General features: G+C 56.9%; 12 protein-coding genes, 2 pseudogenes and 1 riboswitch. Of the genes and pseudogenes, 9 read left to right on the top strand and 5 right to left on the bottom strand.

Going from position 1 to position 14,827, the window contains the following annotated elements; translation table 11 throughout:
* Positions 1-2 precede the first annotated feature (2 nt).
* From GOW09_RS13985 to GOW09_RS13970, 4 genes are read right to left on the bottom strand one after another with little or no spacing between them, the layout of a single operon-like run.
* On the bottom strand, positions 3-1,658 hold the full coding sequence (locus tag GOW09_RS13985) for an alpha-glucosidase (protein WP_171119243.1): 1,656 nt from the start codon (positions 1,656-1,658) through the stop codon (positions 3-5).
* 9 nt (positions 1,659-1,667) lie between these two features.
* A complete protein-coding gene (locus tag GOW09_RS13980; RefSeq protein WP_171119241.1) occupies positions 1,668-2,816 on the bottom strand; it encodes a carbohydrate ABC transporter permease in 1,149 nt (382 codons plus the stop codon).
* 3 nt (positions 2,817-2,819) lie between these two features.
* On the bottom strand, positions 2,820-3,827 hold the full coding sequence (locus GOW09_RS13975) for a carbohydrate ABC transporter permease (RefSeq protein ID WP_171119239.1): 1,008 nt from the start codon (positions 3,825-3,827) through the stop codon (positions 2,820-2,822).
* A gap of 55 nt (positions 3,828-3,882) precedes the next feature.
* Positions 3,883-5,241, bottom strand: a complete 1,359-nt coding sequence (locus GOW09_RS13970) for an ABC transporter substrate-binding protein (RefSeq protein ID WP_171119237.1) — start codon at positions 5,239-5,241, stop codon at positions 3,883-3,885.
* A gap of 219 nt (positions 5,242-5,460) precedes the next feature.
* Between GOW09_RS13970 and GOW09_RS13965 the strand changes: the two genes are divergently transcribed.
* The 9 genes and pseudogenes from GOW09_RS13965 (at position 5,461) to GOW09_RS13930 (ending at position 13,970) form a co-directional block, all read left to right on the top strand.
* A complete protein-coding gene (locus tag GOW09_RS13965; RefSeq protein ID WP_171119235.1) occupies positions 5,461-6,498 on the top strand; it encodes a LacI family DNA-binding transcriptional regulator in 1,038 nt (345 codons plus the stop codon).
* Positions 6,495-7,796, top strand: a pseudogene (locus GOW09_RS22650) (GH1 family beta-glucosidase); the annotation flags it as partial. The gene GOW09_RS13965 and the pseudogene GOW09_RS22650, both read left to right, overlap by 4 nt.
* A complete protein-coding gene (locus GOW09_RS22645) occupies positions 7,773-8,831 on the top strand; it encodes an ROK family protein (RefSeq protein WP_253282611.1) in 1,059 nt (352 codons plus the stop codon). The pseudogene GOW09_RS22650 and the gene GOW09_RS22645, both read left to right, overlap by 24 nt.
* A gap of 30 nt (positions 8,832-8,861) precedes the next feature.
* Positions 8,862-9,788, top strand: a complete 927-nt coding sequence (locus GOW09_RS13955; protein WP_171119231.1) for a carbohydrate kinase — start codon at positions 8,862-8,864, stop codon at positions 9,786-9,788.
* Between the two features lie 16 nt (positions 9,789-9,804).
* A pseudogene (locus tag GOW09_RS13950) lies at positions 9,805-10,469 on the top strand (D-lyxose/D-mannose family sugar isomerase).
* Positions 10,470-10,569: 100 nt separating this feature from the next.
* Positions 10,570-10,767: riboswitch (cobalamin riboswitch) on the top strand.
* A 97-nt stretch (positions 10,768-10,864) separates the two neighbouring features.
* A complete protein-coding gene (locus tag GOW09_RS13945; RefSeq protein WP_171119229.1) occupies positions 10,865-11,221 on the top strand; it encodes a DUF1636 domain-containing protein in 357 nt (118 codons plus the stop codon).
* Entirely contained in the window at positions 11,218-11,991 is a 774-nt protein-coding gene (locus GOW09_RS13940; protein WP_171119227.1) for an ABC transporter ATP-binding protein, read from the top strand. Before GOW09_RS13945 ends, GOW09_RS13940 begins: the two co-directional genes overlap by 4 nt.
* 16 nt (positions 11,992-12,007) lie before the next feature.
* Positions 12,008-12,958: an ABC transporter substrate-binding protein gene (locus tag GOW09_RS13935; RefSeq protein WP_253284260.1), complete on the top strand. Its 951-nt coding sequence runs from the start codon at positions 12,008-12,010 to the stop codon at positions 12,956-12,958.
* A gap of 1 nt (position 12,959) precedes the next feature.
* Positions 12,960-13,970, top strand: coding sequence for an iron ABC transporter permease (locus GOW09_RS13930; protein WP_171119225.1), 1,011 nt, complete (start codon positions 12,960-12,962; stop codon positions 13,968-13,970).
* 23 nt (positions 13,971-13,993) lie between these two features.
* Here GOW09_RS13930 and GOW09_RS13925 read toward each other — a convergent pair whose 3' ends face one another.
* The gene (locus GOW09_RS13925) at positions 13,994-14,773 is read right to left on the bottom strand and encodes an inositol monophosphatase family protein (RefSeq protein WP_171119223.1); all 780 of its coding nucleotides are present in this window, start codon (positions 14,771-14,773) and stop codon (positions 13,994-13,996) included.
* Between the last annotated feature and the right edge of the window lie 54 nt (positions 14,774-14,827).

The following is a 14,827-nucleotide window of genomic DNA, read 5'->3' as shown; positions in this document are numbered from 1 at the left end:
CTTTATCCCTTTTTCCTGTACATCAGGATGAACTGCGCCGCGTTCAGGACAACGTTGCCGCTTCCTTCGACACCGCCTAGGTCCTGACCCATGACCTGCCAACTGCCTTCGGGCAGCTTGAACGCGGCAGAATCCGTGCCCAGATTGAAGGCGCAGAATATCTGCTCATGCGAATCCTCACGCACAAAAGACAGAATCGAACCCGTTTCCGTCATGCCGGTCTGCGCCCCCGTTGCCAAAGCAGGATGCGCATGCCGCAAGGCAATGGCGCGACGGTAGTGGTTCAACATAGAGCTTGGATCTGCCTCCAATCGGTCCACCGCTTGCCCGGCCTGCTGTGCGCTTACCGGCAGCCAGGGTTCTGCGGTGCTGAAACCCGATTGTTCATCTTGTGCTGCCCAAACCATCGGTGTGCGGCAGCCGTCGCGGCCCTTGTATTCGGGCCAGAACTCGATGCCATAGGGGTCTTGCAGTTTCTCGAACGGCACATCAGCTTCGTGCAGGCCCAGTTCTTCGCCCTGGTAAAGGCAGGCAGAGCCGCGCAGGCACATCATGAGAACCGCGTGCTGGCGGGCTGCCGCGTCATCCAGATTCCAGCGCGAGACGTGACGCTGCACGTCGTGGTTGGAAAATGCCCAACATGGCCACGCATCACCCGCCTTCGCTTCCAGCTGGTCAAAAACGTGCTTTGTGTAAGTTGCTGTCAATGAACGTTTTTCCAGGAACTCGAAGGCATAACACATGTGCATCCGCTTATCCCCGGATGTGTATTCGCCCATGATCTCAAGCCCGCGCTGCGCATCTCCGACCTCGCCCAGACAAGCCCGGCCTTCATATTCGTCCGTCAAGGCCCGCAGTCTTTCGAGGAAGGCGATGTTCTCGGGCTGGCTTTTTGAGAACAGGTGGTCCTGATGGTTGTAGGGGTTCACGGCCGGTGCGATCGTGGCGTTGCGTTGATCCATCGGCAGCGCGGGATTGTCGCGCAGCGCCTTGTCGTGGAAATAGAAATTGATGGTATCCAGCCGAAAGCCATCCACCCCCAGATCAAGCCAGAACCGCGCCACGTCCAGCAACGCATCCTGAACATCCGGGCAGTGGAAATTCAGATCCGGCTGCGATGTCAGGAAGTTGTGCAGATAATATTGCAGCCGTCGGGCATCCCATTGCCAGGCCGAGCCGCCGAAGATCGAAAGCCAGTTGTTCGGTGGCGTGCCATCCGGTTTGGGATCCGCCCAAACATACCAATCGGATTTCGGGTTTTCACGACTGCTGCGGCTTTCGATGAACCAAGGGTGCTGATCAGATGTATGCGACAGGACCAGATCAATCATGATCCTCAGACCCTTCGCATGGGCCTGATCCAAAAGCTCTTTGAAATCCGCCAGCGACCCGAACATGGGGTCGACATCGCGGTAATCGCTGACGTCGTAACCAAAATCCTTCATCGGCGATTTGAAAAACGGCGAGATCCAGATTGCATCAACGCCCAGCGAGGCGATGTAGTCCAGTCGCGCAGTGATGCCCTTCAGATCACCGATTCCATCCCCGTTGCTGTCCTGAAAACTGCGTGGATAGATCTGATAGATCACACCACCGCGCCACCAGTCCGAAGACAGTTTCGTTGCTTTGCATTGTTCAAGGTTGTTCTGCACGTTCATCAGACGCCTCTATTTGACAGATCCGGCCAACAGGCCCCGGACCAGGTATTTTTGCATTGCGAAGAAGACGACCAGCGGCACGAAGATCGACACAAAGGCAGCGGTCGCAAGGATTTCCCAATTGCCACCACGTGTACCCAGCAGCTCGACGATGCGGTTCGTCATCACGGTTGTCTGGCCGGTCGCGTCGATCAGGAAAACCTTGGCAACAAGCAGGTCATTCCATGTCCACAGGAACTGGAAGATCGCGAAAGACGCCAGCGCCGGGAAGCTGAGTGGCAGGATCAGTTTGGTAAAGATCTGAAACTCTGTGGCGCCATCGACGCGGGCGTTTTCGATCAGATCACGCGGCAATCCGGCCATGTAGTTGCGCAGCAGGTAAATCGCCAGGGGCATCCCAAAGCCTGTATGCGCAAGCCAGACTCCCAGATAGCCTTTGCCGATCCCGATATTGAGGTGAAATTTCAGCAACGGGATCAAGGCCAATTGAAGCGGAACGACCAAAAGGCCAACAACGGCCGCGATCAGCAGGGCGCGCCCGGGAAACTCCATCCATGCCAGCGCATAAGCCGCAAAGGCAGCAACCAGGATCGGGATGATTGTTGCAGGGATGGTCACCGTCAGCGTATTGAAGAACGCCTTGGCCATGCTGTCCGTACTGCTTTGATCCAGAAGAACCTTTCGGTAGTTTTCCAAAGTGAACTCGGGTGGCAGTTCCGCTGTTACGAAGATGCGCGCGCCACGTTTCCCGGTGAATTCCTCGGTGTTTTCCATCCTATAGTTGCCCGCCGCATCCACCGTGATCGTACCACCTCGACGCAGCTCGGCTGTTTGGCCCGGTTCAAATGCATCAACCTCGCGCGAACTGATGCCCCATCTGGAAATCGTTGCTTGCTCATCTTCGTCGAACAACGCCCCCTGAATGACATACACTCCGTTTTCCAGCACCTGCGTCTCGGGCGCGGCACTGCGAAGCGTCAGGTTTTGTTCAGAGGGAAACAGCGACCGCCACCAGCCGCTGGACGAAATCTGATCTGCCGTCCGAAAGGACGAAATCAGCAAGCCAAGCGTGGGAATGACCCAAAGAGCTACCAGGAAGATGACTGACAGATGCACCACCCATCTGAGCGCGGGTTTGGTTCCGGCGATATCGCTCATGGCTTACTCCATCTCCTTGCGCGCGTTGCGCACGTTCCAGACGAGGATCGGGGTAACAAGCAACATGATCACCATGGCCGAGGCGGATCCGACGCCCCAGTCATTGGCGCGGAAAAGCTTGTCGTACATGTAGTTCGCCAGCACCTGCGTCTCCCACTGGCCGTTGGTCATGGCAAAGACGATGTCAAACACTTTGAGAACGGTGATCGTGATCGTCGTCCAAACAACAAGGATCGTGGTTTTGATCTGCGGCACCTTGATCTTGAAGAAGATCTGAAAGGGATTGGCCCCATCCAAAATGGCCGCCTCGATGGTTTCTTCGGGAATACCGCGCAAGGCCGCCGAAAGGATGACCATCGCGAAACCCGTCTGTATCCAGATCAGGACAACCATCAGAAAGAAACTATTCCAGAAGGGGATTGTTAACCACGTGTTGGGTTCGGTTCCGCCGAAGAAGGTGTACAGCGCGTTCAGGATGCCTATCTGGTCCTGTTCCGCTGGTCGCGCATCATAAACCAGCTTCCAGATCACCGATGCACCAACAAATGAAATGGCCATCGGCATGAAAATCAGGGATTTGGCAAAGTTGCCCCAGCGGATGCGGTCGGTCAGTTGCGCCACGAGAAGACCAAAAGCCGTTGACATGGCCGGCACGACGATCAGCCAGAACATGTTGTTGCGCATGGCCTCCCAAAACTTCGGCTCGGCCGCCATTTGGGTATAGTTGTCCAGGCCAACCCAGCGGTATCCGCCACCGGGCACGCGTTCCGTAAGCGAAAGGCGCAAGGTTTCAACCACCGGATACGCCAGATACAGCCCCAATGCAGCAAGCGCCGGGAACAGGAACAACCACGGGCGGATCAAGTTCGCGCGGTTGATGTTTCGGCCCGCATTTGGCCCGCGCGGCGGAAACAGGACTTTGTCCAGAAACTGGTTGGAAAGATAGAAGTAGCCCACGCAACCCGACACGCCGATGGCGATCGTCAGCAGGCCTTGTAGTGCGGGTGTCATGATACGCCCATCCGTTTGGCAAACGGGGCGGCCTCAGGACCGCCCCATGAGTTGGTCACTTGATTGCGTCCCAGGACGCCTGGATTTCACGTGCCACGGTGGCTGCATCTTTTGCACCCGACGAGTAATCGACCATCCCGGTCCAAAACGTACCCGCCCCGACTGCACCGGGCATCAGGTCGGACCCGTCAAAGCGGAAGGTCGTTGCGTTGGTCAGAATTTCGCCCTGTCCCCGCTGTGAATCATTCGAATAGTTCGCGGGATCTGCACCCAGATGAGGCGTCAGGAAACCGTCCTGCGACATCATGATCTCATGGGCGAAAGGTGTTTTGAGGAACTCCAGAAAGGCTTCGGCTGCAGGGTTTGGGTTGGTGATTGTGAACAATGTCCCTGCCCCAAGCACCGGCGTCCCCAGGTCTTTTTCGGTATAAGCCGGGAAGTAGAAGAAATCAGCATCCACCCCCAATTCCGTGCCTTCCGGAAAATAGGCGGGAATAAACGAAGCCTGACGATGCATCATGCAAGCGGGCGGGCTATCGAAAAGACCTTTGGGGCTGTCACGGAAATCGATTGCCGCTGTGTCGTCTGCGTCACCTACCACATAGTCGTCATTGCGGGTAAAGCTGCCATATTCCTCAATCGCGGCTATGACGCGGGGATCATCGAACTTCATTTCGTTCGACACCCATTGGTCATAGACTTCAGGTGGTTGCGTACGCAGCATAAGATCCTCGACCCAGTCCGTCGCAGGCCAACCCGTTGCGCCGCCCGAGGCCAGACCGACGCACAAGGGCGTTTCGCCGTCCTCGACCATCTGATCCATCAGAGCTTTGAACTCTTCCATGGTTTCGGGCACTTCATACCCAAAGTCTTCGAAGTTTTCGGGCACGTACCAAACCAGCGATTTGACGTTCACATTGAAGAAGAACCCGTAAAAATCGTCAGACCCTTCCGCGTTCTCAAACGTACCCAGATCGACCCAGGATTGACCGGCGGCGAAGTTTTCCTTGATCCAGTCCGCAGTGCCTTCGGCCAATGGCGTCAGATAGCCCTGTTTTGCGAGGTTTGCCGCCAGACCAGGCTGCGGGAAAACAGTCAGATTCGGCGCCGAGCCTGCGGCCGCATCTATCAGGATCTGCTGTTCCAGAGAATCCGAACCCACATAGCTGGAATTCGCGCCTGTTGCCTCATCGAAATAGGCCACGAGGTTTTCGAAGGACTTGCCCTCGCCAGCCAGCCAGGGGCCGAAAATGGTCAGGCTTTCGCCGGACAGATCATTCGCTTCGGCAAAGGCCTGAAACCCATCCCAGTCAAAACTGCCCTCGCCGACGGCATGGATCATCTCACCCTCTGCCTGAACTGATCCGGCCATCAGGGCGAGTGCCGCCGCACCTGCGTAAAGCCCGTGTTTCATCAAATCCTCCTCCCAAGCTTTCATGTATTCAAAGACTCGCTTTCAAAGCGCTTTGGATGATGTGTGTTATCCGCTAACATTGGCGCCCTGTCAATATTTTGCTTCCCAGCGCCAAAATAATTATATTTTCTGCTTTCAACGCAAAACAAGTTGACGGATGCCGCATTTGCTCACAAAACAAAAAAGAGCCACCCAATTTAAGGCGCTTTGAATCGAAAAATGAACCTGAAGCAGCTCTCGGAAGTTCTGGGCCTTTCGCAAACTACGGTCAGCCGGGCGCTGAACGGGTACCCCGAAGTGAGCGAGGACACACGTGCGCGCGTTCAAGCCGCGGCGCGCAAACACGGGTACCGGCCGAACAGTCGCGCCAAGGGGCTTGCGACCGGACGATCGATGGTGATCGGCCACGTCATTCCCAGCTCGTCCCGGCATGAAATGGTCAACCCGATCTTCGGAGACTTCGTCGCCGGTGCCGCAAAGAAATACGCTGAACATGGCTATGACATGATGTTCACCAATGCCGACGACACTTCGATTGAAGAAGCGTATCGGAGTCTTTTTCAGCGCGGCGCGGTGGACGGAGTCGTGCTGCAAGGCCCCAAAGTGAACGAACCACGGATCGAAGTCCTGACCCGCATGGGCGTCCCATTCATCGTGCACGGACGGTCGACCGGCGTCGACGCGCAATATGACTGGATCGACGTCAACAACAAAAGTTCGTTCATGCGCGCCACACGCTTTCTGATTGACCTTGGCCATCGCAGTATCGCTCTGATCAACGGTCTGGAAGATATGGATTTTGCCCAACGCCGCCGCGACGGATATCTTGAGGCGCTTGGTCAGGCCGGGCTTGCGCCCGATGCAAATCTGATGCGCAGCGCTGAAATGACAGAGGTTTACGGCCATCACGAAACGCAGAACATGTTGCGCCTGGAGTCCCCTCCGACCGCTATTTTGTGTTCATCGATGATCTCTGCCATCGGCGTACGGCGTGCGCTGTCCGAAAACGGGCTTGAGATGGGTACGGATGTGTCAGTGATCGCCCATGACGACGACCTGTCCTATTTGAAGAACGGGCAGGATGTTCCGATTTTCACGGCAACGCGCTCATCCGTCCGTCAGGCGGGTGAAATGGCGGCTGACATGTTGATCCAGCGCATCAAATCCCCGAATGATCCCGTAAAAACCCGGCTGCTGGAGGCCGAACTGGTCGTGGGCAGGTCAACCGGCCCTGCGCCCAACAAGGTGCAACCATGAAACACGCACGCGCTGATTTTCCCAAAGATTTTCTCTTTGGTGTTGCCACCTCTGCGTACCAGATTGAAGGCCACGCGCAGGGCGGGGCGGGGCGAACTCATTGGGATACCTTTGCGGCGTCGCCGGGCAACGTGGTGCGCGGGGAAAACGGAGACGTCGCCTGCGATCACCTGAACCGGTTCGAACAGGATTTCGATCTGGTGCGCCAGGCCGGGTTTGACTGTTATCGTTTTTCGACCAGCTGGGCACGCGTGCTGCCGGACGGGCGTGGTCAGGTCAATCAGGCGGGGCTGGATTATTATGACCGATTGGCGGACGCCCTGCTGCAACGCGGTATCCGCCCCTGTGTGACGCTTTATCATTGGGAATTGCCGTCAGCGCTTGCGGATCAGGGGGGATGGTGCAATCGCGACATCGCGGATTGGTTCGCGGATTATACGCAGGTCGTCATGGGTCGGATCGGCGACCGGATGTTCAGTGCCGCGCCGATCAACGAACCCTGGTGTGTCAGTTGGCTTAGCCATTTTGAAGGCCACCATGCGCCCGGTCTGCGCGATATCCGCGCCGCGGCCCGGGCAATGCATCACGTTTTGTTGGCCCACGGGCGGGCGATTCAGGCCATGCGCAGTCTTGGGATGGGCAATCTGGGTGCTGTGTTCAACCTCGAATGGTCCGAGCCAGCAGATGCCAGCGCGGAAGAGCGGCTTGCGGCAGATCGCTACGATGCGATCTACAACCGGTTCTTCCTTGGCGGTGTTTTCAACAAGGAATATCCCCAAACAGCCTTGGAGGGCTTGGAGCCGCACTTGCCCAAGGGCTGGCAGAACGACTTTGAAACTATCGGCACACAGGTCGATTGGTGCGGGTTGAACTACTATACCCGAAAATTGATTGCCCCGGCGGACGCCGCCTGGCCAAGCCTGCAAGAGGTTCCCGGACCGTTACCCAAAACGCAGATGGGATGGGAAATCGATCCCTCTGCCCTTACCCGCTTTCTTGTCAGAACAAGGAAAGACTATACGGGCGCGTTGCCAATCTATATCACCGAAAACGGTATGGCGAGTGAGGAGCGCGTGCAGGACGATGATCGTATCGATTATCTCGACAAGCACCTTGCGGCCGTGCTGGACGCTTTGGCACAAGGTGTTCCGGTGAATGGCTATTTTGTCTGGTCGCTGCTGGACAATTATGAATGGGCCTTCGGGTACGAGAAGAGGTTTGGACTGGTGGACGTGGATTTCGAAACACTTGTGAGAACTCCCAAAGCGTCTTTCATGGCGCTGAAATCCGCCCTGTCCGAGGGTCAGAGCGTCTCTCAGCCGTTAGCGCAACCATTCGGTGCCGTGCATGAGCATTGGAACCTGGTCGCGGATATCGGGGGCACGAACACACGTCTGGGCGTCGTTACGAATGGCGAATTGGCAGATCTTCGGAAACACCCGACAGGAACATTGGAAAACCTGCTGGAGGCGCTCCATGATCTCAGGGACGAGATCGGAACCAACCCACAGGCCGTCGTAGCAGCCGGAGCCGGGCCGGTCAGGGACGGAACGATTCAGCTGACCAACGCGAACCTGGATCTCTCGGAGACAGAGTTGGCAAATGCAACAGGAGCGCAGCGCACCTTTGTCATAAATGATTTTACCGCCGCGGCATGGTCAGTGGCCGAGGTGACCCGGTCGGATGTGGCGGTCTTGCAGGGTCAGGTAACGCCGCCCGCAGGCACACGGCTGGTTGTAGGGCCCGGAACCGGGCTTGGCGTTGGTGCGTTGCTATATTCCGAAGGCAGGTATCACACGGTTTCCGGCGAAGGCGGGCACGTGGGCCTGTACCCGCGCCATCGCGACGAAGTTGATATCTTTGAGGCGGCACGTCGCATCGCACCGGGCTGTTTCTTTGGGGACAGCCTAGCGCTGGAAGCAGAAATGTTCCTAAGCGGAACCGGCCTGCCGATCCTGTATCAGGCGGTTGAATTGGCAGCCGGTCAAGCGCGAACTCAGGCGCGCTCTGCAAAGGACATTCTGAACGATGCCCGTAACGGCACCGATCTGGTCGCCGAAAAAGCCGCGCAGATTTTTACCACCCATCTGGGTGCTTTGATGGGTGATCTGGCGGTCACCTTGATGCCGGAGGGGGGCGTTTTCCTCGTCGGCGGCGTTGCCGAGAAAAACCGCTGGCTATTCAGTGACAACTTCAAGGATGCGTTCAACGGCGGCGGCCGCTTCAGCGATTTGCGCCGCTCCCTGAACCTATACGTATCTGAACAGGCAGAGTTCGGGATCATCGGCGCAAACAACTTCTGCAAGAATGCGCTGAGACAGCAACCAGACTAACCGAAGTTTCTTACCTAAAAGGACCAAGACATGATCCTGTGCTGTGGTGAAGCGCTGATAGATATGATTTCAGAACCGACCGCATCGGGCGCAATTGGTTTTGTGCCACATACTGGTGGTGCAGTTCTGAACACAGCCGTCGCGATGGGACGTCTGGGTGTTCCGGTAGGGATGCTGACAGGTTTGTCATCGGACATGTTCGGCCAACAACTGATCGATGCGCTGAAAGCGAGCCATGTGGACACGACACATGTGATCACCTCGGACCGTCCCACCACGCTTGCCTTTGTGCAGCTCTCGGATGGACACGCTTCTTACAGCTTTGTTGATGAAAACACTGCGGGCCGGATGTTGCTGCCCGAAGACATGCCCGATCAGCTTCCTGCTGTCTCTGCCCTGTATCTCGGTGGAATCAGCCTTGCGTGTGAACCTTGCGCAGATGCCTATGCCGCCCTTCTGGACCGCCACGGTTCCGACCGGGCAGTGATGCTGGACCCGAATATCCGCCCGGATTTCATCAAGGATCAAACCCGATTTCGGACGCGTTTGAACCGTATGATCTCGCGTGCGGATATCGTCAAGGTTTCAGACGAGGACCTGGACTGGATCATTCCGGGCGCTGAATCCGAATCCGCAAAAGCGTCTGTGCTGTTGCAGGCGGGTCCTTCCGTTGTCATCGTCACGCGTGGCAGTGAAGGGGCGCACGGTTACCTGGCGGATGGTTCCGAAGTCTCGGTTCCTGTGAAACCCGTTGAAGTGGTCGATACGATCGGCGCAGGTGACACGTTCAACGCCGGCGTTCTGACCGAGCTCAGCCGCGCAGGGCATCTGACCAAGTCAGTTCTGCGCGGATTGACGGTTGAAAGCCTGCAAGCCGCCATGGAACTGGGCGCTGACGTGGCGGCCGTAACCGTTTCCCGAGCCGGGGCGGAACCCCCTTGGGCGCACGAACTTTGATCTGCGGGATGGCATGATGAAACGATCCGAAATCAACCACATCAAGCCCTATGCACAGGCGTTCATTCAACCCTTCGGCGCCGTGTTGCCACCCTTTGCGGATTGGTCGCCCGAGAAAATGCGCAGCCCTCTGGCCAAAACGATCCGCAGCCGCGGGCTGGGATGGGATATTACCGATTACGCACAAGGCCATTTCGACGAACATTACCTATTCCCGTTCACTCTACGCACTGGTTAGACGAAGGATCTGAAATCCGGGCGTGGGATGCTCTGTGCAGAAAACTATTGATCTCGAAAGACAATCAGCTTTCTCCGGTGCACCGGCATATTATCAAGGCAGAAGACATCATCAACCGGGGCGGCGGCGATCTCTTTCTGGAAATTCATGCGCCGGATCCAAACGGTGGCGTCGACCGCAGCAACCCGATGACGGTCCCCAGCGATGCCTGCCCTGTAACCTTGCAACCCCAAGAGCACGTACGGCTGAAGCCCGGGTAAAGCGTAACTCTGATGCCCGACATCTGGCACGCTTTCTGGGCCGAGCGCGGCGATTGCCTTATTGGCGAGGTATCGACCGTGAATGACGACCGTACGAACAATGTGTTTGAAAAGCCAATTCCACGGTTTTCAAAGGTCGAGAAAGATTTCGAGCCGGATTTCCTTCTTGTATCAGACTATTGACACCGTTCGGTCCGGGCTGGCGCAGCAGGACAGCTGGCGCGGCTGTTGCAATTCCATCTACCACCGCCTTCGTCTGCCGCTTGACAAGTCTGGCATTGCCGGACTAGCTGAGCGGGATGGTTCCGTAAGGGATGAAAATGGGAACACGGTGCGGCGCTGGAATGTGCCAAGTCCGTGACTGCCCCCGCAACTGTAAGCGGTGAGCGACGCCACTTCACCACTGACCCGCATGGGTTGGGAAGGTCGGCCAAGCAACGACCCGCAAGTCAGGAGACCTGCCATCGCACTATAAACCAACCCGAGGCGGGGCGTCTCGGAAGGAGGCTTGATGGCGTGTTTGCGTAATATCTGGGTATGTGCCCTCTGTCTGCGTCTGGCAAACGACGGAGATGGCTATGACCTGCTATTCTGATCACTACGTTCTGATCTGTTCAACATGTCAGGGGGCGATGTCTGCCGAGGCTGCGCAAGACGAGCTGAATGCCCGGTTGCCTGACGGTTTTGAAACCCGAATGGTGGCCTGCATGGCAGGTTGTGAACGGGCCATGACGGTCGGATTTCAGGCCCCGGGAAAAGCGCAGTACCTGTTTGGCGATATCACGACATCACACGACCTGTCCGCCTTGGTCGAATTCGCGACCCAGTTCGGCGACAGTGACGATGGCTGGACCAGCGCCTCGGACCGCCCCCCTGCCCTTTTCGCAAAGACCTTGTCGCGAATACCCGCATTGCCGTCCGGTGGCGCTTCATGAGTTTTCTGGTTGCCGAAAATTTGGAGTACTATGCTCTTAATGGCGATATCCTGTTGCAGGATGTGTCCTTTCGTCTGGAAGAAGGATCAATTCTGGCAATCGCCGGGCCGAACGGCGCCGGCAAGACCACTCTGCTGAAACTGCTGTGCGGGATCGAACGGGTTATCTTGGGTGATGTTTGGATAGAAGGCCAAAGCCTTCGGACCCTGTCCGCCCGCCAACGTGCCCGCTCCATTGCTGTGGTCGGGCAGCAGGAAATGCCTGACGGGCGGATGCGCCTGCAAGACTATGTTGCGCTGGGGCAAATCCCGATTCAGGGCGAACGTTCGATGGCTCAGCACAAGGCTGATCTGGAACGGGTTCTGACGACGACCGAGCTGTCGCATTTTGCCAACAAAACGATGGGTCAACTGTCCGGCGGAGAACGTCAGCGCGCACATATCGCGCGCGCGTTGGCCCAGAACCCGTCCTTGCTGTTTCTAGACGAGCCAACCAACCATCTGGACCCCGATGCCAAGGGGCACATGCTGTCTCTGGTTGCTGATCTGGGGGTAACGGTCGTCATGATCGTCCATGATCTGGTCATGATCCCGGAATTCGCCACCCATGTGGCGCTGATGAAAGCCACGCGTCTGACGGGGTTCGGGCCTGTTGTCGAAGTTCTGACCCCAGACCGGGTACGTGAGACATTCGGCGTGGATTATCTGTGCTTTCAGCACGAAGGCCGCATGATCCCCGCACTGGATATCCGAAAACGGAAACTGTCATAATAACAGGAACTTAAATATGATGCAGAAACTTTGGCCGGTGGTTGTTTTCGCTGGCTTGGCAGGTGGCGCGGCAGCGGAAGCCGTCACCGTGGACAATTGCGGCGAACCGCTGGTTTTTGACTCGGCGCCGGAACGTCTGGTCGTGCATGACATGAACATGGCGGATATGGCCTTTGCGCTCGGCCTTCAGGACAAGATCGTGGGGCTTACCGGAATTACCGGCTGGTACAAAACAAGCCCTGATTTTGATGCTCAGCGTGGCGATATCCCAGAGCTTGCCCCCAAATACCCGACCATTGAAAACCTTGTGGCCGTCGAACCCGATCTGTTTTTCGCCGGTTGGTACTATGGCATGAAACCCGGCGGTGACGTCACGCCCGACACGCTGGAACCCTTTGGTATCAAGACCATGATCCTGACCGAAAGCTGCGTGCATCTGGACAAGGATCGCCCCGAGGCCAGCATGAACCTGTTGTTTGATGACGTTCTGCGTCTGGGCAAGGTCATGCAGGTCGAAGACAAGGCCGAGGCGCTGGTTGCCAGCTGGAAAGACAAATTGTCCGCCATCGAAGCAAAAACAGCCGATCTGGAAAAGCCCCGCGTATTCCTGTTGGACGGACCGGCCGATGCTCCGTTCACCGCTGGCAAGTTCGCCATTCCCGATGCAATGATCGCAGCCGCGGGTGGCGAGAACGTGACGCATGATCTGGATACCAGCTGGGGCCGCACGTCGTGGGAGGCCGTGGCAGCGGCCAACCCGGAGTTTCTGGTGCTGCTCGATTATCAATCCGGCAACGGCGCAGAGGACACTTTCCAGTTCCTCAAGGATCACCCGGTGATGTCACAAACGGACGCGGTAAAGAACGAGCGCTGGATTGGCCTGCGTTACGAGGAACTGACGCCCGGCCCGGCAAATATCGAGGCGATCGAGAAGATGGCGAAGGCGATGCACCCGGAGACCAATTGATATGGTCCGATTGGGCCGTTTGATAGTGCTGGGGGCGGTTGTTCTGACCGCCCTTTTGCTGTTGTCGATCGTCTACGGGACCACCCCAATCCCCATAAGCGAAGTTTTTTCGGCCATCGGCCTCGGAACCGGTCTGGTGGAAGGAGACATGTCGCCCTTGCACCGGATCGTCTTCGACCTTCGCCTGCCCCGTGCCTTGTTTGCCGCCGTGATTGGTGCGGGACTGGGCGTCGTTGGTGTCGTTTTGCAAACAACGACGCGAAACGATCTGGCAGATCCGTTTCTGTTCGGTCTGTCCTCGGGTGCTGCTGCCGGCGCCGTTCTGGTGATCACCGTCACGGGTGATGTCCTGGGAATCTGGACGTTGCCGCTGGCGGCATTTTGCGGTGGTCTGATTGCGTCCGGCATTGTTCTGGCGCTGGTTCAGGGCTTGCGTACGAGCGCACCCGAAAAACTGATCCTGGCTGGCCTGGCGGTGTCCTTTCTGTTTTCCGCGATCACCAACTACCTGATTTTCTCTGGCGACAATCGCGCAGCGCATTCGGTGATATTCTGGATGCTTGGCGGTCTGGGACTGGCAAGATGGGAAACCTTCCCGCTTGTCTTGATCGGATTGGGCCTGATCCTGAGCTATTCGCTTTACCGCAGCCGGTGGCTTGACGCGCTGCTGACCGGGGATTTCACAGCATCGTCACTGGGTATTCCCGTTCAAGGACTGCGGTTCAGCATGTTTTTCGTTGCCGCGTTGGCGACGGCCAGTTTCGTTTCCGTTGCCGGTGTAATCGGCTTTGTCGGGCTGATGGTGCCTCATATTGCACGCGGCATCGCCGGAACTCTGCACCGAAACCTGCTGATCGTCTCGGCGATCGTGGGCGCGATTCTGTTGACATTGTCCGATATCTTGTCACGCCTTCTTCTGGCTCCGCAGGAGTTGCCGGTCGGAATCGTCACGACGTCGATAGGATCACTTTTTGTCTTTTTGTATTTGTTCAAATCTGATCGCGGGAGCTAGTTTTCCAAGGTTGCGCAACACTGTCATTTTTCGACATTGATGAGGTCAAGCAGTTCAGCATGCAATTCAGGGGTTGCGGCGGAAACGACCGCGCCATCTGAATCGAGGGGCAACGCATGCCCGTGCCAATCGGTCATCACTCCGCCAGCAGCCGTGATCAGAGGTGAGAGCGCCAGATAGTCATAAGGTTGCAGATCGTAATCCACCACAGCATCGACATGGCCCGAAGCAAGCAAGGCATGGGGATAACAATCATAGGCAAATCGGCGCGTCTGCCCTGCATTCATCAGCCGGCTGAACAGGTCAGGATGATCGCGATAAATTTTGTCGCCTTCATTCACGTACAAAACCGATTGATCCAGACGCGTGGTGTGCGACACTTTTATCGGTCGCCCGTTCAGGCTGGCCCCGTTATCAACCACACCCAAATAGGTCTCATGTAAGGCCGGCATTCCGACCAGCCCCAACCGAGGGCGCCCATCCACAAGGTGCGCCAAAAGGAACCCGAACAAAGGATGGCCGGACAGAAACGAACGGGTTCCGTCAATCGGGTCAATCACCCACATATGAAGCCCGTCGCCTGCTTCTTGACCGTGCTCTTCGCCAAAGATGCCGTGTCCGGGAAAATGCTGTTTCAGGTAGGTGCGAACTTCCGCCTCAACTGCCTTGTCGGCCTGCGTCACCGGGCTTTCATCCTGTTTGAATTCAATGCCCAAAGACCCCCGAAAAAACCGCATCGCGGACTCCGTGGCAATATCAGCAATCTTCATCGCGTGTTCAGTCAACGCATCTGGGGTTACCATTTTCGGTCCTTTTCGGCTGAAGTCATCCAATCTCCAACGGATGAAAGGTTGTTT

This window comes from Ruegeria sp. HKCCA5463, from assembly GCF_013034175.1.
In the GTDB taxonomy this organism is placed as follows: Bacteria; Pseudomonadota; Alphaproteobacteria; order Rhodobacterales; family Rhodobacteraceae; genus Ruegeria.
The sequence above is the reverse complement of the archived record's forward strand: the minus strand, read 5'-3'. Positions and strand labels throughout refer to the sequence as shown.

What these genes read in the sequence shown, in the direction of transcription:
- GOW09_RS13980 (WP_171119241.1), bottom strand. Translation starts at nt 2,816, where the DNA reads ATGAGCGATATCGCCGGAACCAAACCCGCGCTCAGATGGGTGGTGCAT.
- GOW09_RS13940 (WP_171119227.1), top strand. Translation starts at nt 11,218, where the DNA reads ATGAGTTTTCTGGTTGCCGAAAATTTGGAGTACTATGCTCTTAATGGC.
- GOW09_RS13965 (WP_171119235.1), top strand. Translation starts at nt 5,461, where the DNA reads ATGAACCTGAAGCAGCTCTCGGAAGTTCTGGGCCTTTCGCAAACTACG.
- GOW09_RS13955 (WP_171119231.1), top strand. Translation starts at nt 8,862, where the DNA reads ATGATCCTGTGCTGTGGTGAAGCGCTGATAGATATGATTTCAGAACCG.
- GOW09_RS13925 (WP_171119223.1), bottom strand. Translation starts at nt 14,773, where the DNA reads ATGGTAACCCCAGATGCGTTGACTGAACACGCGATGAAGATTGCTGAT.
- GOW09_RS13975 (WP_171119239.1), bottom strand. Translation starts at nt 3,827, where the DNA reads ATGACACCCGCACTACAAGGCCTGCTGACGATCGCCATCGGCGTGTCG.
- GOW09_RS13945 (WP_171119229.1), top strand. Translation starts at nt 10,865, where the DNA reads ATGACCTGCTATTCTGATCACTACGTTCTGATCTGTTCAACATGTCAG.
- GOW09_RS13970 (WP_171119237.1), bottom strand. Translation starts at nt 5,241, where the DNA reads ATGAAACACGGGCTTTACGCAGGTGCGGCGGCACTCGCCCTGATGGCC.
- GOW09_RS13935 (WP_253284260.1), top strand. Translation starts at nt 12,008, where the DNA reads ATGATGCAGAAACTTTGGCCGGTGGTTGTTTTCGCTGGCTTGGCAGGT.
- GOW09_RS22645 (WP_253282611.1), top strand. Translation starts at nt 7,773, where the DNA reads ATGGCGCTGAAATCCGCCCTGTCCGAGGGTCAGAGCGTCTCTCAGCCG.
- GOW09_RS13985 (WP_171119243.1), bottom strand. Translation starts at nt 1,658, where the DNA reads ATGAACGTGCAGAACAACCTTGAACAATGCAAAGCAACGAAACTGTCT.
- GOW09_RS13930 (WP_171119225.1), top strand. Translation starts at nt 12,960, where the DNA reads ATGGTCCGATTGGGCCGTTTGATAGTGCTGGGGGCGGTTGTTCTGACC.